Origin of the sequence: Massilia eburnea (assembly GCF_009720745.1) — a bacterium.
In the GTDB taxonomy this organism is placed as follows: Bacteria; Pseudomonadota; Gammaproteobacteria; order Burkholderiales; family Burkholderiaceae_D; genus Rugamonas; species Rugamonas eburnea.
Genome location: NZ_WNKX01000008.1, coordinates 166,813 through 192,354 on the forward strand (window position 1 = coordinate 166,813; position 25,542 = coordinate 192,354).

Annotated in this window: 27 protein-coding genes; 20 read left to right on the forward strand and 7 right to left on the reverse strand. The window is 64.3% G+C overall.

Annotated features, from left to right (window positions below; genetic code table 11):
• Nucleotides 1-14 precede the first annotated feature (14 nt).
• Genes GM658_RS13060 through GM658_RS13130 form a run of 15 tightly spaced genes read left to right on the forward strand, consistent with a single transcriptional unit; the run spans nt 15 to nt 13,520 of the window.
• Nucleotides 15-1,103: a class I SAM-dependent methyltransferase gene (locus tag GM658_RS13060; RefSeq protein WP_155454477.1), complete on the forward strand. Its 1,089-nt coding sequence runs from the start codon at nt 15-17 to the stop codon at nt 1,101-1,103.
• Nucleotides 1,090-1,839 carry a glycosyltransferase family 2 protein gene (locus tag GM658_RS13065; protein ID WP_155454478.1) on the forward strand — a complete coding sequence of 250 codons (750 nt, stop codon included), beginning with the start codon at nt 1,090-1,092 and terminating at the stop codon, nt 1,837-1,839. Before GM658_RS13060 ends, GM658_RS13065 begins: the two co-directional genes overlap by 14 nt.
• Complete coding sequence (locus tag GM658_RS13070; protein ID WP_211841859.1) at nt 1,836-2,780, forward strand: lysophospholipid acyltransferase family protein; 945 nt, start codon at nt 1,836-1,838, stop codon at nt 2,778-2,780. Before GM658_RS13065 ends, GM658_RS13070 begins: the two co-directional genes overlap by 4 nt.
• Complete coding sequence (locus tag GM658_RS13075) at nt 2,767-4,323, forward strand: HAL/PAL/TAL family ammonia-lyase (RefSeq protein WP_155454479.1); 1,557 nt, start codon at nt 2,767-2,769, stop codon at nt 4,321-4,323. The genes GM658_RS13070 and GM658_RS13075 overlap by 14 nt, the downstream gene beginning before the upstream one ends.
• On the forward strand, nt 4,316-4,750 hold the full coding sequence (locus GM658_RS13080) for an acyl-CoA thioesterase (RefSeq protein ID WP_155454480.1): 435 nt from the start codon (nt 4,316-4,318) through the stop codon (nt 4,748-4,750). The genes GM658_RS13075 and GM658_RS13080 overlap by 8 nt, the downstream gene beginning before the upstream one ends.
• Complete coding sequence (locus tag GM658_RS13085; protein WP_155454481.1) at nt 4,744-5,349, forward strand: outer membrane lipoprotein carrier protein LolA; 606 nt, start codon at nt 4,744-4,746, stop codon at nt 5,347-5,349. Before GM658_RS13080 ends, GM658_RS13085 begins: the two co-directional genes overlap by 7 nt.
• Before the next feature lies 1 nt (nt 5,350).
• Nucleotides 5,351-7,735 (forward strand): MMPL family transporter, encoded by a 2,385-nt coding sequence (locus tag GM658_RS13090; protein ID WP_155454482.1) that lies wholly within the window; start codon nt 5,351-5,353, stop codon nt 7,733-7,735.
• Entirely contained in the window at nt 7,719-8,264 is a 546-nt protein-coding gene (locus GM658_RS13095; RefSeq protein ID WP_155454483.1) for a DUF3261 domain-containing protein, read from the forward strand. The genes GM658_RS13090 and GM658_RS13095 overlap by 17 nt, the downstream gene beginning before the upstream one ends.
• Complete coding sequence (locus GM658_RS13100; protein WP_155454484.1) at nt 8,264-9,448, forward strand: beta-ketoacyl-ACP synthase; 1,185 nt, start codon at nt 8,264-8,266, stop codon at nt 9,446-9,448. The genes GM658_RS13095 and GM658_RS13100 overlap by 1 nt, the downstream gene beginning before the upstream one ends.
• On the forward strand, nt 9,445-9,906 hold the full coding sequence (locus tag GM658_RS13105; RefSeq protein ID WP_155454485.1) for a hotdog family protein: 462 nt from the start codon (nt 9,445-9,447) through the stop codon (nt 9,904-9,906). Before GM658_RS13100 ends, GM658_RS13105 begins: the two co-directional genes overlap by 4 nt.
• A 1-nt stretch (nt 9,907) precedes the next feature.
• Nucleotides 9,908-10,633 carry a 3-oxoacyl-ACP reductase FabG gene (gene fabG / locus GM658_RS13110; protein ID WP_170298790.1) on the forward strand — a complete coding sequence of 242 codons (726 nt, stop codon included), beginning with the start codon at nt 9,908-9,910 and terminating at the stop codon, nt 10,631-10,633.
• Nucleotides 10,630-11,862 (forward strand): beta-ketoacyl-ACP synthase, encoded by a 1,233-nt coding sequence (locus GM658_RS13115; RefSeq protein ID WP_155454487.1) that lies wholly within the window; start codon nt 10,630-10,632, stop codon nt 11,860-11,862. Before fabG ends, GM658_RS13115 begins: the two co-directional genes overlap by 4 nt.
• Nucleotides 11,859-12,443, forward strand: a complete 585-nt coding sequence (locus GM658_RS13120; protein WP_155454488.1) for a hypothetical protein — start codon at nt 11,859-11,861, stop codon at nt 12,441-12,443. The genes GM658_RS13115 and GM658_RS13120 overlap by 4 nt, the downstream gene beginning before the upstream one ends.
• 34 nt (nt 12,444-12,477) lie before the next feature.
• Nucleotides 12,478-12,924 carry an excinuclease ATPase subunit gene (locus tag GM658_RS13125; protein WP_155454489.1) on the forward strand — a complete coding sequence of 149 codons (447 nt, stop codon included), beginning with the start codon at nt 12,478-12,480 and terminating at the stop codon, nt 12,922-12,924.
• 5 nt (nt 12,925-12,929) lie between these two features.
• Entirely contained in the window at nt 12,930-13,520 is a 591-nt protein-coding gene (locus GM658_RS13130) for a 4'-phosphopantetheinyl transferase family protein (RefSeq protein ID WP_155454490.1), read from the forward strand.
• A gap of 60 nt (nt 13,521-13,580) precedes the next feature.
• Here the strand turns inward: GM658_RS13130 and GM658_RS13135 are convergent, their stop codons facing one another.
• From GM658_RS13135 to GM658_RS13155, 5 genes are all read right to left on the reverse strand, one after another.
• A complete protein-coding gene (locus GM658_RS13135) occupies nt 13,581-13,892 on the reverse strand; it encodes a BON domain-containing protein (RefSeq protein WP_155454491.1) in 312 nt (103 codons plus the stop codon).
• Nucleotides 13,893-14,066: 174 nt separating this feature from the next.
• A complete protein-coding gene (locus GM658_RS13140; RefSeq protein WP_155454492.1) occupies nt 14,067-15,446 on the reverse strand; it encodes a sigma 54-interacting transcriptional regulator in 1,380 nt (459 codons plus the stop codon).
• Between the two features lie 8 nt (nt 15,447-15,454).
• Entirely contained in the window at nt 15,455-15,997 is a 543-nt protein-coding gene (locus GM658_RS13145) for a hypothetical protein (RefSeq protein WP_155454493.1), read from the reverse strand.
• Nucleotides 15,987-17,399, reverse strand: coding sequence for a HAMP domain-containing sensor histidine kinase (locus GM658_RS13150; protein WP_155454494.1), 1,413 nt, complete (start codon nt 17,397-17,399; stop codon nt 15,987-15,989). The genes GM658_RS13145 and GM658_RS13150 overlap by 11 nt, the downstream gene beginning before the upstream one ends.
• Before the next feature lie 89 nt (nt 17,400-17,488).
• The gene (locus tag GM658_RS13155; protein WP_155454495.1) at nt 17,489-18,133 is read right to left on the reverse strand and encodes an energy transducer TonB; all 645 of its coding nucleotides are present in this window, start codon (nt 18,131-18,133) and stop codon (nt 17,489-17,491) included.
• Nucleotides 18,134-18,275: 142 nt separating this feature from the next.
• Here GM658_RS13155 and GM658_RS13160 point away from each other — a divergent pair, with 142 nt between their 5' ends.
• On the forward strand, nt 18,276-18,914 hold the full coding sequence (locus GM658_RS13160; RefSeq protein WP_155454496.1) for a response regulator transcription factor: 639 nt from the start codon (nt 18,276-18,278) through the stop codon (nt 18,912-18,914).
• The gene (locus GM658_RS13165) at nt 18,914-20,203 is read left to right on the forward strand and encodes an ATP-binding protein (RefSeq protein ID WP_155454497.1); all 1,290 of its coding nucleotides are present in this window, start codon (nt 18,914-18,916) and stop codon (nt 20,201-20,203) included. The genes GM658_RS13160 and GM658_RS13165 overlap by 1 nt, the downstream gene beginning before the upstream one ends.
• Here GM658_RS13165 and GM658_RS13170 read toward each other — a convergent pair.
• Complete coding sequence (locus tag GM658_RS13170) at nt 20,166-21,605, reverse strand: sensor histidine kinase (protein ID WP_155454498.1); 1,440 nt, start codon at nt 21,603-21,605, stop codon at nt 20,166-20,168. The genes GM658_RS13165 and GM658_RS13170 overlap by 38 nt on opposite strands.
• On the reverse strand, nt 21,605-22,291 hold the full coding sequence (locus tag GM658_RS13175; protein WP_155454499.1) for a response regulator: 687 nt from the start codon (nt 22,289-22,291) through the stop codon (nt 21,605-21,607). The genes GM658_RS13170 and GM658_RS13175 overlap by 1 nt, the downstream gene beginning before the upstream one ends.
• A 100-nt stretch (nt 22,292-22,391) precedes the next feature.
• Between GM658_RS13175 and GM658_RS13180 the strand changes: the two genes are divergently transcribed.
• Genes GM658_RS13180 through GM658_RS13190 form a run of 3 tightly spaced genes read left to right on the forward strand, consistent with a single transcriptional unit; the run spans nt 22,392 to nt 25,538 of the window.
• Nucleotides 22,392-23,465: a porin gene (locus GM658_RS13180; protein ID WP_170298791.1), complete on the forward strand. Its 1,074-nt coding sequence runs from the start codon at nt 22,392-22,394 to the stop codon at nt 23,463-23,465.
• Nucleotides 23,466-23,478: 13 nt separating this feature from the next.
• The gene (locus GM658_RS13185) at nt 23,479-24,423 is read left to right on the forward strand and encodes a Bug family tripartite tricarboxylate transporter substrate binding protein (protein WP_155454500.1); all 945 of its coding nucleotides are present in this window, start codon (nt 23,479-23,481) and stop codon (nt 24,421-24,423) included.
• Nucleotides 24,424-24,452: 29 nt separating this feature from the next.
• On the forward strand, nt 24,453-25,538 hold the full coding sequence (locus GM658_RS13190) for an ABC transporter substrate-binding protein (RefSeq protein WP_155454501.1): 1,086 nt from the start codon (nt 24,453-24,455) through the stop codon (nt 25,536-25,538).
• Nucleotides 25,539-25,542 lie beyond the last annotated feature (4 nt).

Here is a 25,542-nt window from a genome sequence, read left to right on the forward strand (position 1 = left end):
TTGATCGAGTGCCCATGCAAGACAAATCGTTTTCCCCGCCGCGCCAGTCCGCTTTCGCCGCCCGTTACGAAGCGCAGAAGATCGCCTTCGGCCCCGTTGTATTCCAGTGCGTGCGTTATGCATGGAAGCGCGGCATGCTGCAGGCGCTGGCCGATGCCGGCGGTGCAGGCCTGAGCGTTGAGCAGATGGCGGCCGACGGCAAGTGGAGCGAATACGCGCTGAAAGTGGTGCTGGAGACGTGCCTGTCCGCAGGCGCTGTGGCGATCAAGGAAGGCCGCTACGTGCTCGATAAAGTCGGCTTTTGCATCCTGACCGACAAGATCACCCAGATCAACCTGGATTTCAACCACGACGTTAACTACAAGGGCCTGTTCGACCTGGAGCGTTCGCTCGATGAAGAAAAGCCGCACGGCCTGAAAGCGCTGGGTGAATGGCCAACCTTGTACCAGGGCCTGTCGCAGCTGCCGGAGCCGGCCAAGACCAGCTGGTTCGCCTTCGACCACTACTACTCGGACACCTCGTTCCCGGACATCCTGCCGGACGTCTTCGCCACCGCGCCGCGCAAAGTGATGGACATCGGCGCCAACACGGGTAAATTCAGCCTGGCCACGCTGGCCTACAACGCCGACGTGCAAATGCACCTGGTCGACCTGCCGCGCCAGCTGGCGGTGGCGGAGCAGAACCTGCAGGCGGCAGGCGTGCGCGAACGCGCGCAGTTGCATCCGGTCGACCTGCTCGATGATTCAATCGCGCTGCCGGCCGGCATGGACGTGATCTGGATGAGCCAATTCCTCAGCTGCTTCAGCGAAGCGGCCATCGCCAGCATCCTGCGCCGTGCGGCGGAGGCGCTGTCCGAGCGCGGCCAGCTGATCATCATGGACACGTTCTGGGACCGCCAGCAATACGATATCGCCGCCTACTGCCTGATTAACACCTCGCCGTACTTCACCGCCATGGCGAGCGGCAACTCCAAGATTTACCAGGCTGCGGACTATGTGCGCCTGGCGGAAGCGGCCGGCCTGCGCCTGCTGACCACGCGCGACAACATCGGCTACTGCCATTCCCTGCTGCGCTTCACCCGCGCCGGAGATGCTGGTGTTTAAACCCTGTTTCGTCATCCCCGTCTACAACCACGAACACGCCATCGCGGGCGTGGTGGCGGGACTGTTGCCGCACGGTTTGCACTGCGTGCTGGTGGATGACGGCAGCCGCCGTGAATGCGCGGCCGAACTGGCGCGCCTGGCGGCGGCGCACCCGCAGCAGGTGACGCTGGTCACGCATGAAGTCAACCAGGGCAAGGGCGGCGCCGTGATGACCGGCTTCCACTCCGCCGCGCGCCTGGGCTATACCCATGCCCTGCAGGTGGATGCCGATGGCCAGCATAACCTGGACGACGTGGCAGGGTTCCTGGCCAGTGCCGCGGAACGCCCGGATGCGCTGGTGGTGGGCTATCCGATCTACGACCAGTCGGTGCCGAAGGGCCGCCTGTACGGCCGCTACGCCACCCATATCTGGGTCTGGATCAACACGCTGTCGCTGCAGATCAAGGATTCGATGTGCGGCTTCCGTGTCTATCCGCTGCAGCCGGTGCTGGCATTGATGGCGCGCCAACGCCTCGGCCTGCGCATGAACTTCGACATCGAAATCCTGGTGCGCCTGTTCTGGGAAGGCGTGCCGATGGTGAATCGCGCTACCCGCGTCGGCTATCCAGCCGATGGCGTGTCGCACTTCCAGGTCTGGCGCGACAACGTGCTGATCTCGTGCATGCACGCACGCCTGTTCTTCGGCATGCTGTGGCGCGCACCGCGCCTGCTGGCGCGCCGCTGGAGCGCTGCATGAGCCAGGCCGCTCCACGCCACTGGGCCGCTATCAACGAAGTGAGCTTCGTGGCGGGCATGCGCCTGCTGTTCTGGATTTTCCGCGTGCTGGGCCGCTGGCCTTTCCGCGTCATGCTGTACCCGGTGCTGTGCTGGTACCTGCTGGCCGCGCCGCGCGCTCGGCGCGTCTCCGGCGCATACCTGCGCCGCGTGTCAGCGTTCGCGCCGGTGCCGCGCCTGGGCGTGCTGCGCCACTTTGCCGCCTTCGCTGAGAGCATCCTCGACAAGATGCTGCTGTGGGGCGGCCTGTTCGATACGCGCAGCGTTACGCTGCACGGCGTCGATTCTGTCAATGCCATGCTCGCGCGCGGGCAGGGCGGCCTCCTTGTGTGCTCTCACTTCGGCAACCTGGAATTGTCGCGCGTGCTGTCGCTCGACCGGCCCGACGTGAAGATCACGGTGCTGGTGCATACCCGCCATGCGCAAGCTTTCAACCGCATGCTGGCGCGCTTGAATCCAGCCAGCGCCTTGAACCTGATGCAGGTGACCGATATGGATGCGGCAATGGCCATGCAGTTGTCCGAACGCGTTTCGCGCGGCGAGCTGGTGGTAATTGCCGGCGACCGCGTGCCGGTAAGCGACCAGCCGCGCGTAGCGATGGCCGATTTCCTGGGCTCCCCGGCGCCGTTCCCGGTCGGGCCTTATATCCTGGCCGGCGTGCTGCAATGCCCGGTCTACCTGATTTTCCCGCTGCAGCGCGACGGCGGCAGCGAACTGCATTTCGAACTATTCAGTGAAGGACTGCGCCTGCCGCGTAAAGCGCGCGAAGCGGCGTTGCAGGACTGCGTGCAGCGCTACAGCGCTCGCCTGCAGCACTACTGCCTGCAAGCCCCGCTGCAATGGTTCAATTTTTACGACTTCTGGCATTTACCGAAACTGGATACTAGCGATGCACCTGGCTGACCTGACCAATGCGAAGCGCGAAGTGCGCTTTGACCGCAACCGACTGACGATCGAGGACATCGTCGATATCGCCGCTGGCCGCGCGCAAGCCGTGCTGTCCGGCGACCCGGCTTACCGCGCCATGATCCAGCGCGGCGCCGATTTCCTCGACCGCCTGCTGCGCGAGGACGGCAATATCTACGGCGTGACCACCGGCTATGGCGATTCCTGCACCGTGAACGTGCCGGCGGAGCTGGTAGCCGAGCTGCCGCACCACCTGTACACCTACCACGGCTGCGGCCTGGGCGAGCATTTCTCGCCGGCGCAGACGCGCGCCATCCTGGCTTCGCGCCTGGCGTCGCTGTCGAAAGGGTACTCCGGCGTCAGCCTGGATTTGCTGGAGCAGATCGCGCGCCTGCTGGACGCCGGCCTGCTGCCGCTGATCCCGAGCGAAGGCTCGGTTGGCGCGAGCGGCGACCTGACCCCGCTATCCTACCTGGCCGCGGTACTGTGCGGCGAACGCGAAGTCTGGCGCGACGGCGAGACCGTACCTGCCGCGCAGGCGCTGGCCGAAGCCGGTATCACGCCGTTGCGCCTGCGCCCGAAAGAAGGCCTGGCGATCATGAACGGCACCGCCGTCATGACCGCACTGGCATGCCTGGCCTACGACCGCGCCGAATACCTGATGCGCCTGTGCACCCGCATCACGGCCATGGCGTCCTTCACGCTGGACGGCAACGCCCACCACTTCAATGAGGTACTGTTTTCGGTCAAGCCGCACGGCGGCATGCAGCAAGTGGCGGCATGGCTGCGCAGCGACCTGCCGACCGAACTGCTGGAGCGCAACGGCAAGCGCCTGCAGGACCGCTACTCGATCCGCTGCGCGCCGCACGTGATCGGCGTGCTGGCGGATGCGCTGCCGTTCTTCCGCACTTCCATTGAAAACGAGCTGAATAGCGCCAACGACAACCCGATCATCGATCCGGACGGCGAAACCGTACTGCACGGCGGCCACTTCTACGGCGGGCACATTGCCTTCGCCATGGACGGCATGAAGAACGCGGTCGCCAACCTGGCCGACCTGATGGACCGCCAGATGGCGCTGATGGTGGACACACGCTACAACCACGGCCTGCCAAGCAACCTGTCCGGCGCCACCGGCCCGCGCGCGGCCATCAACCATGGCCTGAAGGCGCTGCAGATCAGCGTTTCGGCATGGACCGCCGAAGCGCTGAAGCTGACCATGCCGGCCTCGGTGTTCTCGCGCTCGACCGAATGCCACAACCAGGACAAGGTCAGCATGGGCACCATCGCGGCGCGCGATTGCCTGCGCGTGCTGGAGCTGGTGGAGCAGTGCGCCGCTGCACTCCTGGTCACCGTGCGCCAGGGCGTGCACCTGCGCTGCCGCGAAAATCCTGACATGGCCCCGCATGCCGCGCTGGCGCAGATGCAGCAGCTGCTGGCCGACGATATCGCCGTGGTGGCGGAAGACCGCCGCCTGGATCCTGAGCTGCGCATGCTGGTGCAGCGCATCCGCAGCAAGGCGTGGGAACTGTATGCGTAAGAAGACGGAATCGCGCTGGTTCGCCGAAGTTGAAATGCAAGTCCAGTTCTTCGACCTGGACCCGATGGATATCGTCTGGCACGGCAACTACGTCAAATACCTGGAAGTGGTGCGCTGCGCGCTGCTGGACAAGATCGGCTACAACTACGTCGAGATGAAGGCGTCCGGCTACGGCTGGCCTATCATCGACATGCACCTGCGCTATGCGGCGCCGGCGACATTCGGCCAGGTAATCAAGCTGCGCGCCGAAATCGTCGAGTGGGAAAACCGCCTGAAGATCGAGTACCTGATCAGCGATGCCGCCACCGGCCGTCGCCTGAACAAGGCCAGCACCACCCAGGTCGCCGTCGATATGGCGACCAAGGAAATGTGCTTCGTGTCGCCGCCCATCCTGTTTGAAAAGCTGGGAGTGCCATTGCCATGCTGAAGAAGATCACTGCATGCGCTGTGCTGCTGCTTGCGGGCGCCGGCGCCCACGCCGCCGCGCCGGCGGCGAAGATCCAGTCGATGCTGGCCAAGCCGGACGTTCTGTGCGGCCGCTTTGACCAGACCAAGAACCTGGCCGGCATGAAGAAACCGCTGCTGTCGAATGGCCGCTTTTGCGTGGTCAAGGGCAAGGGCGTGCTGTGGCGTACCCTGAAGCCTTTCCCGAACACGCTGCGCCTGACGCGCGACGAGATCGTCCACCTGCAGGGCGACCGCGTGGCCATGCGCATGGATGCCAGGACCGAACCGGTGGTGCGCATGATTAACAGCGTGCTGTTCTCGCTGCTGGGCGGCGACCTGGCGCAGCTGGACAAGATGTTCGAAGTCGAAGGCACGGCGGAAAAGGAGAGCTGGCAGGTAGCGCTGAAGGCGCGCGAACCGGCGCTCGCGAAGGCGATCGGCACGATCAACCTGGAAGGCGGCTCCTACGTGAAGCGTATCGAGATGAACGAGGCTTCCGGCGACAAAACTGCCATCGTGTTCTCCGCCATGCAAACGGGAGAATCTGCGATGACGGCGGAAGAGGCGGCGCAATTCTGATATGAAGGCAAACCGCTTCGCCCTGTTGTGGCTCCTCGTCGCGACCCTGGTGGCCGGGCATAACGCGTGGCTGTGGTTGGTGCAGCGCGTGGTGCCTGATACCGACATCCTGGCCCTGTTGCCAGTGCAGGAGCGCGACCCGGTGCTGCAGCACTCCTTCCAGCATATGGTCGATTCGGCGCAGCAGCGCCTGGTCATTCTGGTGGGGGCGGCGGACTGGGACAAGGCGAAGGAGGCGGCTGACGCCTACCGCAAGGTCATCGGCGAGCAGCCAGGCGTGGTGGGCGCGACGCCACTGAACGAAAAGACCCAGGACGACTGGCTGCAGCTTTTCCGCAAGCACCGTAGTGTGCTGATGACGGAGAAGCAGGAGCAGCAGCTGAAAGAGCAGGGCGCGCAAGCATGGTCGGAAACCGCGCTAGGCGGCCTGTATAACTCATTCGGCGGTCCGAAAGTGGGCAGCTGGCAGGAAGATCCTTTCGGCCTGTTCTCAGGGTGGGTGCAGGAGCGCGCGCTGGAGACCCCGGTGCGTCCGCGCGACGGCTACCTGTTCGTCGGCGACGACAAGTTGCAGTACGTGCTGCTGCCGTTCGAGTTGAAAGTGCCGGCATTCTCGATCACGGCGCAGGACAAGGTGCTGCCGCTGCTGGAGCGTGCCGCCGCTGCCGCCCGTGCGGCGGTGCCGGAAGTTGACCTGATTCCGGCCGGCGTGGTCCTGCATGCGGCAGCTGCCAGCGCGCAGGCCCAGCGCGAAATGCATACCATTGGCGCCGGTTCGCTGCTTGGCATCGTCCTGCTAACCTGGCTGGTGTTCCGCACCGTACGGCCTATCGTGATGGTGCTGCTGTCGATTACGGTTGGCATTCTGGGCGCATTCTCCGTATGCTGGCTGCTGTTTGGGCAGGTGCACCTGATGACGTTGGTTTTTGGCGCCAGCCTGATCGGGGTGGCGCAGGATTACGGCATCGACTTCCTGTGCAACCGGATGGAGGCCAGCCCGGCGCTCGATTCCCATGCGCTGCTGCGCCGCCTGCTGCCGGCGCTGGTCCTGACGCTGTTGGCAGCGGTGATCGGGTATGCCGGCCTGGCGTTCACGCCGTTTCCTGGCTTGCGCGCGATGGCAGTGTTCTCGGCGCTTGGCCTGATATTCGCCTGGCTGACGGTGATGGCCTGGTTCCCCCTGTTTGTGCGCGGTGGTGTGCTGCGCCAGGGGCCGGTGGTAGCGCCATACGTTGGCCTGCTGGCGCATTGGCCGCGCTGGCCGTTCCTGCGTCCCGGCGCAGGACCACGCGGCCGCCTGCTCCTGGCCGCGGCGGCCTGCGTGGGCGGCGCCGCGCTGGCGGCCGGTATTGCTCGCCTTGGTGCGAACGACGATATCCGCCTCTTGCAAAACTCGCCGAAGGCCCTGATCGACAGCCAGCAGCGGCTGGGAAAACTGCTCGATTCCGCATCGCCGGTCCAGTATTTCCTGGTGCGCGGCGCCAATGAAGAAGAAGTGCTGCAGCGCGAGGAAGCGCTGAAACGCAGCCTCGATCCTTTGATTGCGGATCGCGTGATCGGCGGCTACCAGGCGCTGTCGAACTGGGTGCCGTCGCAAATGCTGCAGGCGCAGCGCCGGGCGCTGGTAAGGGACAAGCTGTTCGCGGACGATGGCCCGCTGGCTGCCGTGGCGCGGCAGGCAGGCGAAGACAAGGACTGGATCGCCGCCGCGCGCGCCAAGGCGGCGGAGGGCGCCGCGGTGCTGTTGCCTCAAGACTTCCTGGCGGCGCCGGCGAGCGCACCCTGGCGCCACTTGTGGCTTGGCCAGCATGGCAAGGAGTTCGCCAGTATTGTCGCGGTACGCGGTTTGCAGTACAGCGGCTTGCCGCGCCTGCGTGCTGCCGCCGGAGGCATGCATGGCGTGCAGTGGGTCGACAAGGTGGGTGAAATCTCCGCCGTGCTGGGACGCTACCGCGTGATGATGGGCTGGGTGCTCGCTGCGGCGTATGCACTGGTTTTCCTGCTCCTTCTGCCGCGCTATCGTGGCGGCGCCTGGCGCGTGCTGGCGCCGACCCTGCTGGCAAGTACGGCCACGCTTGCGCTGCTCGGCTGGAGCGGCATGCCGCTGCAGCTGTTCCATGTGCTCGGCCTGATGCTGCTGCTCGGCGTGGGGGTGGATTATGGCGTCTTCATGGCGGAGCGCGCGAGCCGCGGCCCGGTGGCGCCATGGCTGGCAGTCGGCATGGCCGCGGCCAACGCGATCCTGGGCTTTGGCCTGCTGGGCTTGAGCAGCACGCCTGCGCTGCAGGCATTCGGCCTGACCATGCTGGCTGGCACGGCGCTGGTGTGGCTATTGGTGCCTTGCTTTGTAATGAATGAGGATAAGAAGCATGTGGAAGCGGCTTAAGACGATTGCGATTGCGGCGCTGCTGCTGTCGGCCTGCGCGACGAGCACGCCGCCGCCGGCCGCGCGCCTGGGACTCAAGCTGGCGCCGTCCACGCTGGGCGAGTCGATCAGCGTTCAGCAGCATTTGCGCGTGGAGCGCAATGGCCGCAACGACGAACTGGATGTGGCGCTGGAAGTGGAACCGCAAAAACTGGAGCTTGTCGGCCTGGCGCTGGGCCAGCGCGTGCTGTCCCTGAGCTATGACGGCAAGGACCTGAAGTCGTGGCGCCACGCCATGCTGCCTTCGCAAGTGAAGGCGGAAGACGTGCTGGAAGACATGCAGCTCACACTGTGGCCCGTAGACGCAGTACGCGCTGCGCTGCCGGCGGGCTGGCAGGTGGAAGAGCAGGGCCTGCGCCGCACGCTGTCGCTGGATGGCGAGACCATCATGGTGATCAATTACAGCGGCATGCCACGCTGGAGCGGCAAGCTGGTACTGGACAACCTGCGTTACAAATACCGCCTGACCATTGAATCGGAGTTGCAGTAATGGCCTTTTTCCTGAACGACTGCGGCATCGTATGCGCCATGGGCGACGGCAAAGCGGCCGTGCGCGAAGCGCTGCTGCGCGGCGAAAGCGGCGTGCAGCCGACCGAGGCTTGCTCCCCCGGCCGCGTTCTGCCGCTGGGCCTCGCCGCCGGCGCAGTGCTGCCCTCCGTGGATCACTTGCCGCTGGCGCAGCGCAGCCGCAATAACCAGTTCGCGCTGGCGGCGCTGGCCCAGATTCGGCCTGCGGTCGACGCAGCCATCGCGCGCTATGGCGCGCATCGCGTCGGCGTGGTGATCGGCACCAGCACTTCCGGCGTCGGCGAGGCGGAGGCGGCCTTGGCTGTCCGTGCAGCCGGCGGCGAGTTGCCCGGCGACTTCCACTACGGCCAGCAGGAAATGGGGGCGCCGGCAATGCTGTTGGCGCAGGCGCTGGGCATCAGCGGCCCGGCCATGGTGCACTCGAGCGCCTGTTCCTCCGGCGCCAAGGCCATGGCCAGCGCGGCGCGCCTGATCGCCATGGGCGCATGCGACGCGGTGGTGGCGGGCGGTGTGGATACGCTGTGCGCTTTCACCGTGGCGGGTTTTTCGGCGCTTGAGTCGGTCAGCGCGGCGCGCTGCAACCCGTTGAGCGCAAACCGCAACGGCATCAATATCGGCGAGGGCGCCGGCCTGTTCCTCATGAGCCGCGAACCTGCTGCGGTAGCGCTGTGCGGCTGGGGCGAGTCGTCCGATGGCCACCATATGTCTGCGCCGGATCCGGAAGGCGGCGGCGCGCGGCTGGCGATCGGCCAGGCGCTGCAGCGGGCCGGTATCACGCCGCAGCAAGTCGACTACATCAACCTGCACGGCACCGCCACGCTGCAGAACGATGCGATGGAATCGCGCGTCGTGGCCTCCCTGTTCGGCAGCGAAGTGCCGGTCAGCTCCACCAAGCCGTTCACCGGCCATGCGCTGGGCGCGGCAGCGGCGCTGGAAGCGGCGCTGTGCTGGCTGCTGATGCAGGACGATAATCCGGAAGGCTACCTGCCGCCGCAGCTGTGGGACGGTGCAGCTGACCCGGCGCTGCCGCCGTTGCATGTGGCAGCGCCCGGCGCCAGGCTTGGCCGGCCGCTGCGCTATGCCTTGAGCAATTCGTTTGCCTTTGGCGGTTCCAATGCCGCCCTGGTGCTGGGGAGGCTGGCATGACGATGCCCGATATTCGCACCCTGGTTCCGCATGGCGGGGCAATGTGCCTGCTCGATCGCGTGCTGGCATCGGACGCCGAAACCCTGACCGCCGAAGTGGCGATCCACGAGGCAAGCATGTTCTATTCGCCGGAAGCGCAGGGCGTGGGCAGCTGGGTCGGCATCGAATACATGGCGCAGGCAGTGGCGGCGCATGCCGGCTGGCTGGCCAAGCGCGATGGCGGTACCGTCAAGCCGGGGTTCCTGCTTGGTTCGCGCCGCTACAGCACCCATAGCCCCTTGTTTGCCAATGGCCAGGTGCTGCAGGTAAAAGTGAAGATGGAAATGCGCGGGGATAATGGCCTCGGCGCTTACGAGTGTTCAATTGCCGATACAGGCAAAGCAGGGCAGGAACTGGCCAGCGCCACGCTGACTGTGTTCCAGCCCGATGATGTCAATAAGTTCTTGCATGGGGTATGAAATGAATAAGTCTGTCTTGGTGACGGGATCGTCGCGCGGCATCGGTAAAGCGGTTGCGCTGCGCCTGGCGCGCGATGGCTTCGACGTGGTAGTGCATTGCCGCAGCCAGCGCGCCGAAGCGGAGGCCGTGGCGCAGCAGATTGCGGAAATGGGCCGAACTGCACGCGTGCTGCAGTTCGATATCGGCGACCGCGCAGCTGCGGCAGCCGCTCTGGAAGCGGACATCGCCGAGCATGGCTGCTACTACGGGGTGGTGTGTAACGCCGGCGTGGCGCGCGACAACGCCTTTCCGGCCATGAGCGGCGAAGATTGGGATATCGTGCTGCGCACCAACCTCGATGGCTTCTACAACGTGGTCAACCCGCTGGTGATGCCGATGGTCCAGCGCCGCAAGCCGGGCCGCATCGTGACCATGGCTTCGGTTTCGGGCCTGGTGGGCAACCGCGGCCAGGTCAATTACAGCGCAGCCAAAGCCGGTATTATCGGCGCCACCAAGGCGCTGGCGCTGGAGCTGGCCAAGCGCAATATCACCGTCAACTGCGTGGCGCCGGGCCTGATCGATACCGACATGACCGAAGACCTGCCGATGGACGAAGTGCTGAAGATGATTCCGGCGCGCCGCGTCGGCACGGCCGATGAAGTGGCGGCCGCCGTCAGCTTCCTGGTGGGCGAGGAATCGGGCTACATTACCCGCCAGGTGATTTCCGTGAACGGAGGGCTGGCATGAACCGCCGTGTCGTCGTCACCGGCATGGCCGGCATCAGCCCGCTGGGCAACGACTGGGCGACCATCCGCGGCCGCCTGGGTGAATACCGCAACGCCATCGTACGCATGGCCGACTGGGAAGACTATGAGGGCCTGAACACCCGCCTCGGCGCGCCGGCGGCGGAATTCGAGTTGAGCCCGCGCTTCAACCGCAAGACCATGCGCAGCATGGGCCGCGTGGCCCTGATGGCGACCCGCGCCACCGAACTGGCGCTGGAAGACGCTGGACTGATCGATTCCGAACTGCTGAAGAGCGGGCGCATGGGGGTGTCCTTCGGTTCCTCCGCAGGCACGCCAAGCGCGATCGGAGATTTTGGCCGCATGATGGAGGAGCGCAGCACGCGCGGCATCAATGCCACTACCTACATCAAGATGATGTCGCATACCGCGCCGGTGAATATCGGTGTGTTCTTCGGCGCCACCGGCCGCGTGATCACCACCTCCAGCGCCTGCACCTCCGGCAGCCAGGGCATCGGCTACGCCTACGAGGCAATCCGCAGCGGCAAGCAGACCGCGATGATTGCGGGCGGCGCGGAGGAATTGTGCGCTACCGAGGCGGCCGTATTCGACACCCTGTTTGCCACCAGCACCCGCAACGACGCGCCGCACACCACGCCGCGCCCGTTCGACAAGGCGCGCGACGGCCTGGTGATCGGCGAAGGGGCGGGCTGCCTGATCCTCGAGGACATGGAGCATGCGCAGGCGCGCGGCGCCCATATCTACGCCGAAATCGTGGGCTTTGGCACCAACAGCGACGGCTGCCACGTCACCCAGCCAAACTCGGCGACCATGGCCCAGGCCATGCAGCTGGCGCTGGAGGACGCGGATTTGCCGCCTTCGGCGATCGGCTACGTGAACGCGCACGGCACGGCCACCCAGCACGGCGACATCGCCGAATCGCACGCTACCCATTCGATCTTCGGCAGCAGCATGCCAATCAGCTCGCTCAAGAGCTATATGGGCCACACGCTGGGCGCATGCGGCGCGCTGGAAGCGTGGATCAGTATCCAGATGATGAATGAAGGCTGGTACGCGCCGACCGTAAGTTTGACGGATATCGACCCGGAATGCGCACCCCTCGACTATATTGCTGGCGAAGGGCGTCATATGCAGTGCGACTATGTCATGTCGAATAACTTCGCCTTTGGCGGCATCAATACATCCCTGATTTTCAAGAAAGGAAGCAAATGAAGACTACTCGCCGTACCCTCCTCATGGTCGCCGGCCTGGCTGCCCTTGCCCTGGTTCAAGGCTGCGCGACACGCGTCAAGTCCACCAGCGAGACCAATCCTCCGCCAGCCGAGGCGTTCAAGAATTTTGGCCGCATTGAAGTGAAGCCTGTGGCGTTTGCGCCGGGAGTGAAGGGCAAGCACCTGGGCGTTGAGCGTATCGATGCCAACATCAAGAAAGACCTGGCGCAAAAGCTGGTGGAGTGGAATAGCCGCCCTGAGAACGGCCGCACCCTGGTGGTGGAGCCTGTCATTGAACAGCTCCAACTGACCGGTACCGCCACGCGCGTGATGTTTGGCCCATTGGCAGGCAGCTCGGGTGTTCTGATGCGCATGAACATCCGCGACAGCAAAGGCAATGTGATCGCAACGCCTGAATTCTTCCAGCGCGCTGACGCCATGGCCGCCGGGTTCACCATGGGTATGGGCGACGGCATGATGCTGACTCGCGTATCGAACCTGGCGACCGACTATTTGATCGGTAATTACGAAGTAGCGCACGGCGGCCCAACCGGCGCCGACAGCAAGGCAGTAAAGCAGTAAAGCAGTAATCCCACAACCGTAAGGAGAAATAAGAATGAAAAAGATGTTCGCGGCAGCTGCCGCTGCAGCAGCCCTGATCTCCACCGTCGTCCCTGCACAGGCGCGCGACACCAAGCTGCTGTTCCCGATCGCCGGTGCGATGGCTGAAAATGATGCCAAGAGCCGCCTTGGCGACGACGTACAGTTCTTCTTCGGCGACCAGAAGCCAGCCGGCAAGATGGAAAACCTGGGCAGCGACAAGACCAGCCAGAAGACCAACTCGGTCGGCAAGACTCCCCAGACTTCCTGCAACTGGGCCTTCCTGTCGGCCATGCTGCAGCTGAAGAAGCGCGCCAACGCCCTGGGCGCAGACGCCATCATCAATATCCAGAGCAACTACAACAACCAGCCACACTCCTCGGATACCGAGTTTGAGTGCCACGACGGCGCCATCATGACCGGCGTTGCGCTGAAGGCTGATTTCGTCCGCCTGAAAAAGTAATCGCCATGCGGCCGCAAGCGACCCTTTGGCTGCTTGACCTGGCCGCAATCGACGATGCCACGCTGGCACAGGGCCTCGAAGGCCTTGGCGCCAGCGTGCAGCAGCGTTACCGTCGTTTTCGCCGGACCGAAAGGCAACGCCAGTTCGTCGCCGGCCGTCTCCTGCTGCGCCGTGCACTGGCCTTCGCCAGACCGGACGTGGCGGCATCCGAGATTCAGTTCATTGAGCGTCCTGGCGCCGCTCCGCAAGTATGCATGCCCGGCGCGGCACCATTCTTCAGTATTTCGCATGCCGGCCACTGGATCGCCTGCGCCGCCAGCATGGCAGCGCCGCTTGGCCTGGACATTGAGCTGCATGGCCGCAAGCGCGATTTTCCGGCACTGGCCGAGCACAGTTTTGATGCCGCGACTGCGCAGCGCATTGCCCGCCTGCCGGACGGCGAGCGCGCCACCGCCTTTTATCGCGCGTGGTGCAGGCTGGAGGCCGAATTCAAGCTGGGACAGCCCGCGCAACACTGGCTGCAGCCGGAACACGCCCAGCTCACGATCGCCATTGCCAGCAGCGAGGATCTCGAACTGCTGGTGCGCGACGCATAAAAAAAGTCGGGTGACCCAAACGGACCACCCGCCAAGGGAGGTACTACTGCAGCGAGGGCACTATTTGCCGGCGACAGTCAGTTCACTCTTCACTTCCTTTACTCCCGCCACGGAGGATGCTGCCTGGATCGCTTTAGCGCCGGCGTCGGAGCTTGACACGGTTCCGCTCAATACAATGACGCCCTGGTTGGCGGAGACGGTGATCTCTTTCTGGTCCGACAGGGCTGACTTGACCTTGGCCAGCAGCGTTGCGTCGTTGGTGGCAACGGCGGCGCCGGCCATGGCAGCTTCCTGCTGTGCGTGGGCGGACAGCGAGGCGAGGGCGAATGCTGCGGCGGCGAACAGGCCTGCGATCAGTTTGGAATCCTTCATGGTCTATCTCTCCATTTTTAGGTTGGCAATTTAACGCTGGTGCGTTGTCCATACCTTTGCAAAGGGCGTGCCATGTAGAGAAATCAATGACTTAGCTGTGCGGCAACAGCATGTTTGTCGCTGCACGGCGACAGGATTGGGGCGGCATGCCGTAAGCGCCTGATTTGACGGGCTTTATGCCTGTCGCTCCTCGGCGACAGGCTCGTTGCGGAACTGCGCGGCATTGAGTTCGTGCTTCTGCAGCAGGCGGTAGAACTCGGTGCGGTTGCGCTCCGCGAGGCGCGCGGCGTCGGCCACGTTGCCGTCGGTGAGCTTGAGCAGCTGCACCAGGTAATTGCGCTCGAAGCGCTGCTTGGCTTCCGTGTAGCTCAGGACTTCCAGCGACGGCACGCGCAGGGCGCGCTGGACCAGGGACAGCGGCAGCAGCGGCGCCGTGGCCAGCGCACAGGCATGTTCGACCACGTTGTACAGCTGGCGTACATTGCCGGGCCAGGAGGCGCGCGATAAAGCTTCCAGCGCCTCGGGCGCGAAACCGTTCACTGTCTTCCCGTATTTCGCGGCCAGCATCTGCAGGAAGCGCGTTGCCAGCAGGCCGATGTCTTCGCGGCGTTCGGCCAGCGAGGGCAGCGTGAGCGTGATTACATTCAGGCGGTAGTACAGGTCTTCGCGGAACTGGCCTTCCAGCATGGCCGCTTCCAGGTCGCGATGGGTGGCGGAGAGCACGCGCACGTCGATCGGACGGCCGCTGTCGGAACCGACCTGGCGCACCACGCGCTCCTGCAGCACCCGCAGCAGTTTGACTTGCAGCAGCAGCGGCATATCGCCGATCTCGTCGAGGAACAGGGTGCCGCCATCGGCTGCCTGCAGCAAGCCCTCCCGGCTGGCGACGGCGCCGGTAAAGGCGCCTTTCACGTGGCCGAACAGTTCGGACTCCAGCAGCTGCTCGGGAATTGCGCCGCAGTTGACGGCAATGAAGGGCGCGGCTGCGCGGCGGCTGGCGCGGTGGATGGCGCGCGCCAGCAATTCCTTGCCGGTGCCGCTTTCGCCGCGCAGCAGCACGCTGGCATCGGATGCCGCCACCAGTTGCGCCTCGTGCAGCACTTCTTCCATGGCGCGGCTGCGGCTGATGATGTCGGCGCGCCAGGCGCCGTTGCCGGCTTCCGGCGCAGCTTCGGGCGCGGCCACGCTGAGCGCCATGGCAATGCGCTCAAGCAGTACGCGCGCGTCGAAGGGTTTGGTCAGGTAGGCGAAGGCGCCGAGCGAAGTCGATTCCACCGCGTCTGGAATGGTGCCGTGCGCAGTGAGCAGGATGACGGGCAGGGCGGGATGCTGGCTGCGGATTTGCTGGAACAGGGACATGCCGTCGCGTTCCGGCAGCCGCACGTCGCTGATCACCAGCGCGGGCAGGGCGATCGACAGGCTGGCCAGGGCCGCCTCGGCGCTGCCGACGGCGGTGACCTGGTAGCCGTTGGCGCTCAGGCGCATGGAGAGAAGGCGCAGCAGGTCGGCGTCGTCGTCGACCAGCAGGAGGCGCGGTGGGATAGGGGTACGCATATCGCTCATTATTTGCTCGCTCTGGCAGGCAGGCCGCGCTCGATTTCCTTCAGCGCTTCCAGGGTTTCGTTCAATTGCTCATTCTTGCGCTGGTTGTCTTTCAACTGCGCCCGCAGGCGTTCGCTGTCGTCCAGCAGGCGGCGCGTATCGGCGCATTGCGCGGACAGCATCTGCGCCAGTTGGCGCAAGCCCTGTGCTTCCGGTTCGGGCGCGCTGGCGACGACCTCGAACTGCGCCTGCGCGCGCGCCAGGTCGCCGTTGCCACGTGTAAGCGACAGCACCATGGCCGATTGCAGCTGCGCCTTGGGCGTCTTGGGCAGCTGCGCCAGGTTGCTCAATTCCTTCAGCAGTTCGCCCTGCGTCATGCGGCGCAGCGACTGGTGATAGGCCAGCAGCGGCGTTACTTCGTCCTGCGGCGCGACCACCAGTGTCAACTGCGCGGGCGAAGGTGGCGGCGGCAGGGGCGGCAGCGGCGCCGTCACCGGCTGGCGCTGCGCGCAGGCGCCAAGCAGCAATAGCGGCAGCAGCAGGGGAAGGAACTTAATAGTCATAAGGTAGCTCGATCCGGAAATGGGCGCCGGCGCCGGCCGGCAGCAATTGCAGGGAACCGCCGTGCGCATTGACGTATTCCAGCACGATGGACAAGCCGACGCCGTTGCCGCGCCGTGCGCCCGGCGGCTGGCGCTCGCCTTGGTAGAAGGGTTCGAAAATATGGGCCGCGTCTTCGGCGGCGACGCCGGGACCCTGGTCGATGCAGTCGATGGCGAGCGTACCCGCCTGCTCGCCGATGATGAAGCGTATCGCGCCGCCTTCCGGGCTGTAGCGCAAGGCGTTGGAAAGCAGGTTGCTGGCGGCGATCGCCAGCTTGCCGGGATCGATGGCGATAGCCGGCGCATTGCCTTCCACCGTCACCTCAAGGCGGCGCGCCTGCCATTGCAGGCGTTGTGCGTCGACCGCATCGCGCAGCAGGGCTGCGATATCGGTCGGCTGGCGCTGCAGGTGCTGGGCGGCGAAGGTGGCGGTGTTGTAGCGCAGCAGGTCTTCGATCTGGTTCTGCAGCGACGCGGTGTTCTGGCGCAGGATGCCGGCCACCTCGCGCTGGTTGGCGGTCAATGTTCCGGCCACTTCATCTTCCAGCAGGGCCACGCCTTCCACCAGGGCGGCCAGCGGGGTTTTCAGTTCGTGTGAAATATGGCGCAGGAAGCGCGACTTGTCGGCCTCCAGGCTGGCCAGGCGCTGGCGCAGCCAGTTCAGTTGCTGGCCCAGGCGGCGCAGGTCGTCCGGCCCTTCCACTTCGATCGGCTGGTCGTAGCGGTTGCCGCCCAGGCGGCCGATGGCGCCTTCAATCTGCGCCAGGGGACGGGAGAGCCAGAAGCCGCAGCCCACGGCCAGCGCGGCGGCCAGGCTGATGGTGGCGAGCAGCTGTCCGGCCAGCACGCTGCGCCGGTGCTCCAGCCCGAGCAGGATGCGCTGGTTGCGCTGGTCGACCTCCCGCTTCACTTCTTCCGCCAGTTCGTCGTTGATGGCGGGCAGGCCGGCCAGCGCGACGTTCAACATTTTCTTGCGTTGGGAGCGCGGCGCCTGCAGCGCATTCCAGGCTTGTTCGCCCTGCTCGCGCCAGGCAGCGAAGCTGGCTTTCGGCACCGAGGGCAGACCGTTGGACAACGCTGCCAGTGCATCCTCTCCATCGCGGCGCGCCGCATCATAACGGTCGCGGAAGGCCGGATCGTCCAGCACCAGGAACTGGCGCGCGCTGCGCTCCATGGCAACGCTGCGCTCGGCGAGGCGCTGCACATTGGCGGTCAGCGCCACGGCGTGCTGGCCGACGGCGCGGCTTTCTGCGGCCAGTTGGTCCAGCGTGAACAGCGCCTGGATCGATGTCGCGCTGAGAAGCAGGGCAATCAGCAGGAAGACGCCCAGCAGTAGTTGGCGGAAGGAAAGCTTAATGAACATAGGACATGCGCCGGAAACCACATGGTTAACCGGCGCATGATAGGGGAATTCGTTTTTCCGCCGCGTTCGCTTGCCTGGGCGCTTACATACTAGTCGAGGCGCCAGGCATATTGCATGCGGGCCCACGATTCTTGCGCCACCCCGTCAATGGTACCGGGCTTGAAGGCGCACATCGACAGGCCTTGCAAGGCGGCGCGATCGAGGTCGCGGTTGCCGCTGGTGTGTTCCACCTTGGCGCTCGCCACGCGGCCGTCTTTACCGACCAGAAAGGCGAGGGTGACCGTGCCCTCGTCACCATTGCGCAGCGCCGATGCCGGGTAGGCAGGCTTGGCGCAGCTGGCGGCATCGATGACCGCTGCGACATTCACCGGCGCTGCCTTGCGCGGGGGCTCCAATGCGACCGGCAACTTGCCTGGGTCCGATGGGCCAGGATCGCTGATCACATGCGGGTCGGCGGGCCTGGTGGTGATCGTCGGTTCGATGAGCGTCGGCGCTTCGATCATCGGCGGGATGACCACCGGCAGTTTCGTGGCCGGGAGTTCGGGCGGGTCGACCGGATCTACCTGCGGTGGCGGCGGTGGAACATCCTTGTTCGGCACCAGAATGATTTCCGCCGGATCCGGGTGGAAGATCGAGATCTTCGAATGCGTCGCGATATAGCCTGCGACAGCAAGGTGCAAGACAGCGACGAAGGCCAGGCCAGAGTAGTTCTTGTTGGAGGTATCGAAGTTCATGGAAATGTTCCTTTCTTCTTGCTGGCAGTCTGCATTGCGCGGCCATGGCAAGATATTCTTCCATTCCGTGGAAATATGCAAGCAATTTTTATTGCTAGGCTCAAGCGTGATATCCTTCCATCATCTAGAAATAGGAAATTCCATGAATAAGATCAAGGTGTTACTGGCGGACGATCACCCGGTAGTGATGGGTGGCTTTGCGATGGCGCTGGGCGGATTTGGCATCGATGTAGTCGGCCAGGCACGAACGCCGGCCGAGGCGGTAGAGGCTTGCCAGGACCTGACACCGGACGTTGCTATCCTCGATATACGCTTTGGCGAGCAAATGACGGGCATGGATGCCGCACGCGAGATTCTTGCCAAAGCGCCCAAGGCCAACATCATCTTCCTGACCCAGTTCGACCAGGACGCATTGGTCAAAGAGGCTTACCGCATCGGCGCGCGGGCGCTGGTGACCAAGGATTGCGACCCGGCGGAACTGGCCACTGCGGTGCAGCAGGCGGCGCAGGGCAAGCTGTATTTCATGCCCGCCATTGCGGAGCGCCTGGCCAGCCTGTCGGTGCTGGGCGAGCAATCGCCGCAGGCGCTGCTCGATGAGCGTTCGCTGGAGATTTTCAAGCTGATGGCGGAAGGGCTGACCAATGCCGAAATCGCCGACCGCCTGGGCGTATCCAGCAAGACGATCAGCAATTCGAGCCAGGCCATCAAGGACAAGCTTGGCGTTGAACGCGCTGCCGACATCACGCGCCTGGCCGTGCGCCACGGCGTGCTGCAAGCTTGATGCGCGCAAGCTGGCGCATCGGCACGCGCGGCCGACTGTTGGCCATCACCTTGCTGCCGGTGCTCGCCTTGTTCGTTACGCTCACCTGGTACAACTACCAGTCGCGCCAATCGGAAGTCCATGCGGAACTGGCCGAGCGCGGGCGGTTGCTTGCCACGGCTTTGGTCGCAAGCAGCGAAATCAGCCTGGTGCAAGGCCAGTTCGACGAACTGCGCGCGACCATCAACGGCATGCTGCAAACCGACAGCGCCGTTCATCGCGTGAGCCTGCTCGACGCTTCGCGCAAGCCGCTTCTGGACGTGGAGGGCCGTGGCGATGCGCAGCCGGAAGCACGCTACTACGAGGCGGCGATACATAAGCGGCTGCTGTACATTACCGGCGGCGGCAACCGCAACGTTGGCACCATGGGGTATGTGCAGGTGCGCATGTCGCCTACCGCCATGCTGAGCAAGGCCCGCGCACGCTTCCAGCTCGAACTGGCGGTGGCGCTGGCGGGCCTGCTGGTATGCGCCGGACTGGCGTGGCGGATGACCAGCGGGTTCGCCGATTCGCTGCAGGCCTCGATGCAGGCGGTGCGCGCGGCGGACGCCGAGAAGCGCCGCCTGCTGCAGCGCGTGACCACGGCGGTGGAGGATGAACGCAAGGCGATTGCGCTGGAAATCCACGATGAACTGAACGCTACGCTGATCGCAGTGCGGCTCGAAGCCCAGCTGATTGCGGCCCTGGCCTCCGGCGCGGCAGTCATGGATGGTGAGGGTGCGGGGGCGCCCGGCGGCGATACGGCGGCGCAGATTCGCGACAAGGCGCAAGCCATCGTCAAGCTGGCGCTGGGCCTGTACAACAGCGGCCGCACGCTGGTGCGCCGTTTGCGGCCGGAAATGCTGGACATGCTTGGCCTGCAAGGCGCGCTGGAGGAAATGGTGCGGCAGGTCGGCAGCAGCCATCCTTCATGCCGCTTCTCGCTGCACACTGAGGGCGACTTCACCGGACTCGATGGCGATGCCGCTATCTCCGCTTACCGCATCGTGCAGGAGTCCTTGTCGAATGTTGTCAAGCACGCGCGTGCCGGCACGGCAAGCGTGGAGGTTGCGCGGCGCGGCCACGCGTTGCACATCACCGTAGCGGATGACGGCATCGGCTTCGACCCGGCCCGTACCGCAGCCGGTGTCGGCCTGGCCGGCATGCGCGAAAGGGTGCAGGCTTTGGGCGGCGGCTTCGCGATGGATTGCGTGTCCGGCACGCGCATCGCGATCACGCTGCCGGTGGAGGCGTGGCGCGCGGGAACCTGACCCGCACCAGCAAACCGCGACCATCGGAACCGTTGCCGAGTTCCAGGATGGCGTGGTGCATGGCAGCGATATCGCGTACGATGGCCAGGCCGAGGCCCGAGCCGCCCGGATTGGCCTGCATCGTGGCGGATGCGCGATAGAAAGGGGAGAATACCCGTTCGCGGTCTTCCGGCGGAATGCCTGGGCCGCTGTCTTCCACTTCCAGGAGCACTTCCGACTCGCCTGGCAGCACGCGCAGCACCACATTGCCGCCGCGCGGGGTGTAGTGCAGGGCGTTGTCCACCAGGTTGGAGACCAGTTCATGCAGCAGCAAGGCCTGGCCGTTGACTTCAGCTTCGCCATCGCCTTCCAGCGCCAGATCGATGCCGCGCCCGACTGCCGACAAGGCCAGTTCCAGCGCCACTTGCTGCACCGTCTCGCGCAGCGGCACGGCAACCAGCTCGCGGTTTTCGTTATGCTCGATACGTGCCAGCATCAGCAGCCGATTGGCCAGGTGCACCGTGGAGTCGGTGGTGGCCGCCATGCTGGCCACGACGTTGCGCAGTTCCTGCGCGGTGGACGGTGTGCGTTCCAGTTCGCGCTGCGCCAGTTCGGCCTGGGTCTTGAGCACGGTCAGGGGGGTACGAAGCTGGTGCGAAGCATCGGCAATAAAGCGCCGCTGGCTTGCGATCAGCCCCGCAACACGTGTGGTCGACGCATTCATGGCCTGCACCAGCGGACGTACTTCCTTGTGCACCAGGGCCGGGTCCAGGTCGGACAGGTCGGACACGTCGCGCGCCTCAACCTCCTGCTTCAATTGCATCAGCGGGCGCAAGACCAGTTTCACCGCGAACCACACCAGCAGGCCCGCCACCAGCACTACGCTTGCTTGCCATGCGATGGTGTCGTACAGGATCTTGCGCGTCAGGCCCTTGCGCGCATCGAGCGTTTCGCCAACCTGGATCAGGGCGATGCCGCGCATATTGTTGTCGTACACCGGCTGCAGCAAGGCGGCGATGCGGATCGGCTGGCCGTTGTAGTTGGCGTGGTAGAAACGCACCAGGGCAGGGTAGTTTTCCGAGCGCGGCACATTGGCTGGCACCGCGGGCAGATCGTCGTAACCGGATACCGTTTCGCCATTGATGCCTGTGACCTTGTAGTAGATGCGGCCCAGGGTATCGGTCTCAAAGCTGTCCAGCGCCACGTAAGGCACGTCCGCCACCACCTTGCCGTCTTCCACCGAGACCCGTTCCGCCAGCGCGCGTGTGGACGCGAGCAGGGAGCGGTCGTAAGCCATGTCCGCCGCGTCGACCGCGTTGTAGTAGACCGAAATGGTGTTGAAAATTTCCAGCAGCACCAAGGGCAGGAGCAGCCAGCGCAGCAACTGGCCGCGCAGGCTGCCCATGGCGAGCATGGCTTTCATCAGGCCTTCGCTTCGGCCGGCTGCAGGAGGTAGCCGATGCCGCGCAAGGTGGTGATGGCCGCGGCGCCAGGCTCTTTGCGGTCAAGCTTCTTGCGCACGCGATGGATGTAGAGATCGATGGCGTCGAGGTTGGCGTCATCGGCCAATGTGAACACCTGGTCGAAGAGTTTTTCTTTCGCCAGTGGCTTGCCGCCTTTGGTGATCAGCGCCTCCAGCACGGCGTGTTCGCGCGGCGTCAATTGCAGGTTCTCGCCGAAATAGGAAAACATGCGGCTAACGGTGTCGAAGCGCAGCGAGCCGCATTCGTACACCACCGCCTCGTTGCCGACGCTGCGGCGCAGCAGGGCTTTCACGCGCGCTTCCAGTTCCATCAGCTCGAAAGGCTTGGCGAGGTAATCGTCGGCACCGAGATTAAGGCCTTGCACGCGGTCTTCCAGCCCGCCGCGCGCGGTGAGGATCAATACCGGGGTCTTGCCGCCGCGTGCGCGCAGGCGCTTGAGCACTTCCAGTCCGTCCATGCGGGGCAGGGTCAGGTCCAGGATCACCAGGGCGTATTCCTGTGTTAGCAAAAGTGAATCAGCGTCGGCGCCGTTATCGGCGCATTCGACGGAAAGGTTGGCGTCACGAAGGGCTTTGGAAAGCCAGTGTTGTAATTCTGTGTGGTCTTCCACTAACAATATTCGCATGGCATTTGCCTGAAAGGCGATTGAAAGGTTGGCGATTTTATAGTTGAACCGTGCCAGAGCGAGGCATGACTGAAATAACTATAAACCCAGGAGACTGATTGTGAAAAGAACTTCGATGGCAGCGGCCGTCGCAATGATGTTTGCCGCCCTTTCTTCCGCCCACGCCCAATCCAATGTGCAGGTATATGGCCTGCTCGACATGGGCGTCGACATTACTTCCGATGCAAAACAAGGCGGCGGCAGCGTTGCCCACGTCAGCTCCGGCGGCATGAACACTTCGCGTTGGGGCATCAAGGGCTCCGAAGACCTGGGGGGCGGCCTGAAAGCCGTGTTCCAGCTCGAAAGCGGCATCCTGATGGACACCGGCGCGCAAGACGGCAACCTGTTCAAGCGCCAGGCCAACGTCGGCCTGGAAGGCAACTGGGGCCGCGTCGTGCTGGGCCGCTCCTTCACCAGCGTGTACGACACCGTGATCCGCTTCGACCCGATGGGTTTTGCGCCTTACTATTCGTGGGCCACCGGCGGCAGCGCCACCTTGCCTAGCAAATACGGCATGACCACCGGTTTCGATAACCTGATCAAGTACTCCGGCAAGACCGGCGACTGGAACTACGGCTTCAGCTACGGCATGGGCGAGCAGCAGGGCGCCGGCGCCAGTTCGGCCGACAGCGCCAAGTACGCCGGCGCTGTCAGCTACCAGGGCGAATCCCTGGGCGGCATGTTCACCGTGGAGCGCATCAACGGCAACGTGGTCGCCGCCACCGGCAACCGCGATGAAACCACTGCCTTCCACTTCGGCGGCTACTACGCCGTCGGCCCGGCGAAGATTTACCTGGGCGGCCGCACCTACAAGCTGGTGGCCGGCAAAGCCAATGTGGCTGATGTAAAAGGCAACACTTTCTGGGCTGGTGTGGCGTACAAGCTGCAGCCTAACGTGACCCTGACCGGCGCTGTCTACCACATCGACCAGCGCAACCTGGCCGCGGGCAAGGACGCCGATCCTACCCTGTACGTGGTACGTTACCGTTACGCCGCCTCCAAGCGCACCGACTTGTACGCGACTTTCGGTTACACGAACGGCAAGCATGACCAGCTGGTCGGCCTGTCGCGCGACGATGCCGGCTTTGGCGACAGCCAAAAAGGCCTGATGGTTGGCATGCAGCACCGCTTCTGATAATAATGAAGCCATGAAGATCCTGTCCTCTATCTTCGCCGCTGTCCTGCTCCTGGCAGGGCAGGTGCACGCAGCAGAGTGCATCGTGCCGTCCAAGCCGGGCGGCGCGATGGACCTGACGTGCAAACTGGCTCGCGAGAGCCTGGCGACGATGCCGGGCGGCCAGCCCATGAAGCTGGTCTACCGTCCGGGCGGGATCGGTGCCGTAGCCTGGCATTCCCTGGTGTCGCAGCGCAGCGCCACGCCGGATACCCTGGTGGCGTTCTCCGGCGGCTCGCTGCTGAACCTCGCGCAAGGCAAGTTCGGCAAGGTCAAAGCCGATGACGTGCGCTGGGTTGCTGCGCTGGGTGCGGACTACGGCATGATCGCAGTGCGTGCCGATTCTCCCTACAAGTCGCTGGCCGACCTGGTGGCGGCACTCAAGCGCGATCCTTCCAAAGTCCTGATCGGCGTCAGCGGCACCGTCGGCAGCCAGGACTGGCTGAAGGTGGCGATGCTGGTGCGCCAGGCTGGCCTGGATCCGAAAGTGCTGCGCTTTGTGGCGCTGGAAGGCGGCGGTGAATCGTTCACCGCAATGCAGGCCAACTACGTGCAGGTCGTGTCGGGCGATGCGTCGGAAGTTCATCTGGCCGGCGACTCGATCCGCGTGCTGGCGGTGCTGTCGGAAGAACGCCTGCCGGGCAAGCTTTCAGCAGTTCCGACCGCGCGCGAGCAGGGCTACGACATCGTCTGGCCGGTGATTCGCGGTTTGTGGATGGGGCCAAAGGTAAGCGATGCCGACTACCACAAATGGGTGAAGACCTTCGAACACCTGATGGCGACCCCCGAATATGCCAAGCTGCGAACGGAAGCGGGATTCTACCCCTTCAGCCTGACAGGACAGGCACTCAACGAGTATGTGCATAAAGCCGTGGACGACTACGGAAAACGCGCCAGCCAGCTAGGCCTGGTGCGCTGAAACATCCCTCAAAAATCTAGGAGACAAACATGATCAAGACGACCCTGGTGGCCGCCGCTACCGGCCTGTTCGCGTGCACCGCATTCGCACAATCGCCTGCCGGCTATCCTGCCGATTACCAGAAGGTGATCGACGCGGCCAAGAAAGAAGGCAAGCTGGTGGTGTATGGCGCCACCGACAGCAAGGCCGCGCAGCCATTGATCCGCGACTTCAACGCGCTGTACCCTGGCATTACCGTCGAATACAACGACATGAATTCGACCGAGGTCTACAACCGCTTCATCTCCGAGATGGCGGCAGGCGGCAATACCGCCGACGTGATGTGGTCCTCCGCCATGGACCTGCAGATGCGCCTGGCCTCCGACGGCTACGCCCTGAAATACAAATCGGTGGAAGCTTCCAAGATCCCTGGCTGGGCAGTATGGGACGACCAGGCCTACGGCACTACCTTCGAGCCGGCCGCCATCGTCTACAACAAGCGCCTGGTCGATGCGAAAGAAGTACCGCAGACCCACGCCGACTTCGCGAAGCTGATCCAGCAGCCGAAGTTCAAGGACAAGGTCACCACTTACGACATCGAAAAATCCGGCGTCGGCTTCATGTTCATGACCCAGGACGCCAAGGAATTCCCGAAATTCCTGGAACTGGAAAACGCCTTCGGCGAAGCCAAGGTGCGCGTGCAGTCCTCCACCGGTACCATGATGGAGCGCATCTCCTCGGGCGAAAACCTGATCGGCTACAACGTGCTCGGTTCCTACGCCCTGGTGCGCGCCAAGACCGACCCGTCGATCGGCGTGCAGCTGCCTAAGGACTACACCCTGGTGCTGTCGCGCGTGATGTTCATCAACAAGGGCGCCAAGAACGTCAACGCCGCCAAGCTGTGGCTGGACTACACCCTGTCCCATCGCGGCCAGACCATCATCGCCAACGAATCCAAGCTGTTCGCGATCCGCGCCGACGTCACCGGCGAAACCACCTCGTCCGACCTGGTCAAGCAGATCGGCCAGGACAAGATCAAGCCGGTGCCGGTACACCCAATCCTGCTGCAGTTCCTCGGCCCGCAAAAACGCATGGCCTTCCTGAAGCAGTGGAAAGAAACCGCCGGCAAGAAATAAGGAG

Bases quoted from the DNA above. Each gene is read 5' to 3' on its own strand.
- GM658_RS13150 (WP_155454494.1), bottom strand. From the start codon at position 17,399: ATGTTCATTAAGCTTTCCTTCCGCCAACTACTGCTGGGCGTCTTCCTG.
- GM658_RS13170 (WP_155454498.1), bottom strand. From the start codon at position 21,605: ATGAAAGCCATGCTCGCCATGGGCAGCCTGCGCGGCCAGTTGCTGCGC.
- fabG (WP_170298790.1), top strand. From the start codon at position 9,908: ATGAATAAGTCTGTCTTGGTGACGGGATCGTCGCGCGGCATCGGTAAA.
- GM658_RS13175 (WP_155454499.1), bottom strand. From the start codon at position 22,291: ATGCGAATATTGTTAGTGGAAGACCACACAGAATTACAACACTGGCTT.
- GM658_RS13165 (WP_155454497.1), top strand. From the start codon at position 18,914: ATGCGCGCAAGCTGGCGCATCGGCACGCGCGGCCGACTGTTGGCCATC.
- GM658_RS13080 (WP_155454480.1), top strand. From the start codon at position 4,316: ATGCGTAAGAAGACGGAATCGCGCTGGTTCGCCGAAGTTGAAATGCAA.
- GM658_RS13105 (WP_155454485.1), top strand. From the start codon at position 9,445: ATGACGATGCCCGATATTCGCACCCTGGTTCCGCATGGCGGGGCAATG.
- GM658_RS13130 (WP_155454490.1), top strand. From the start codon at position 12,930: ATGCGGCCGCAAGCGACCCTTTGGCTGCTTGACCTGGCCGCAATCGAC.
- GM658_RS13145 (WP_155454493.1), bottom strand. From the start codon at position 15,997: ATGACTATTAAGTTCCTTCCCCTGCTGCTGCCGCTATTGCTGCTTGGC.
- GM658_RS13095 (WP_155454483.1), top strand. From the start codon at position 7,719: ATGTGGAAGCGGCTTAAGACGATTGCGATTGCGGCGCTGCTGCTGTCG.
- GM658_RS13070 (WP_211841859.1), top strand. From the start codon at position 1,836: ATGAGCCAGGCCGCTCCACGCCACTGGGCCGCTATCAACGAAGTGAGC.
- GM658_RS13060 (WP_155454477.1), top strand. From the start codon at position 15: ATGCAAGACAAATCGTTTTCCCCGCCGCGCCAGTCCGCTTTCGCCGCC.
- GM658_RS13140 (WP_155454492.1), bottom strand. From the start codon at position 15,446: ATGCGTACCCCTATCCCACCGCGCCTCCTGCTGGTCGACGACGACGCC.
- GM658_RS13155 (WP_155454495.1), bottom strand. From the start codon at position 18,133: ATGAACTTCGATACCTCCAACAAGAACTACTCTGGCCTGGCCTTCGTC.
- GM658_RS13075 (WP_155454479.1), top strand. From the start codon at position 2,767: ATGCACCTGGCTGACCTGACCAATGCGAAGCGCGAAGTGCGCTTTGAC.
- GM658_RS13190 (WP_155454501.1), top strand. From the start codon at position 24,453: ATGATCAAGACGACCCTGGTGGCCGCCGCTACCGGCCTGTTCGCGTGC.
- GM658_RS13120 (WP_155454488.1), top strand. From the start codon at position 11,859: ATGAAGACTACTCGCCGTACCCTCCTCATGGTCGCCGGCCTGGCTGCC.
- GM658_RS13065 (WP_155454478.1), top strand. From the start codon at position 1,090: ATGCTGGTGTTTAAACCCTGTTTCGTCATCCCCGTCTACAACCACGAA.
- GM658_RS13160 (WP_155454496.1), top strand. From the start codon at position 18,276: ATGAATAAGATCAAGGTGTTACTGGCGGACGATCACCCGGTAGTGATG.
- GM658_RS13115 (WP_155454487.1), top strand. From the start codon at position 10,630: ATGAACCGCCGTGTCGTCGTCACCGGCATGGCCGGCATCAGCCCGCTG.
- GM658_RS13125 (WP_155454489.1), top strand. From the start codon at position 12,478: ATGAAAAAGATGTTCGCGGCAGCTGCCGCTGCAGCAGCCCTGATCTCC.
- GM658_RS13100 (WP_155454484.1), top strand. From the start codon at position 8,264: ATGGCCTTTTTCCTGAACGACTGCGGCATCGTATGCGCCATGGGCGAC.
- GM658_RS13090 (WP_155454482.1), top strand. From the start codon at position 5,351: ATGAAGGCAAACCGCTTCGCCCTGTTGTGGCTCCTCGTCGCGACCCTG.
- GM658_RS13085 (WP_155454481.1), top strand. From the start codon at position 4,744: ATGCTGAAGAAGATCACTGCATGCGCTGTGCTGCTGCTTGCGGGCGCC.
- GM658_RS13185 (WP_155454500.1), top strand. From the start codon at position 23,479: ATGAAGATCCTGTCCTCTATCTTCGCCGCTGTCCTGCTCCTGGCAGGG.
- GM658_RS13135 (WP_155454491.1), bottom strand. From the start codon at position 13,892: ATGAAGGATTCCAAACTGATCGCAGGCCTGTTCGCCGCCGCAGCATTC.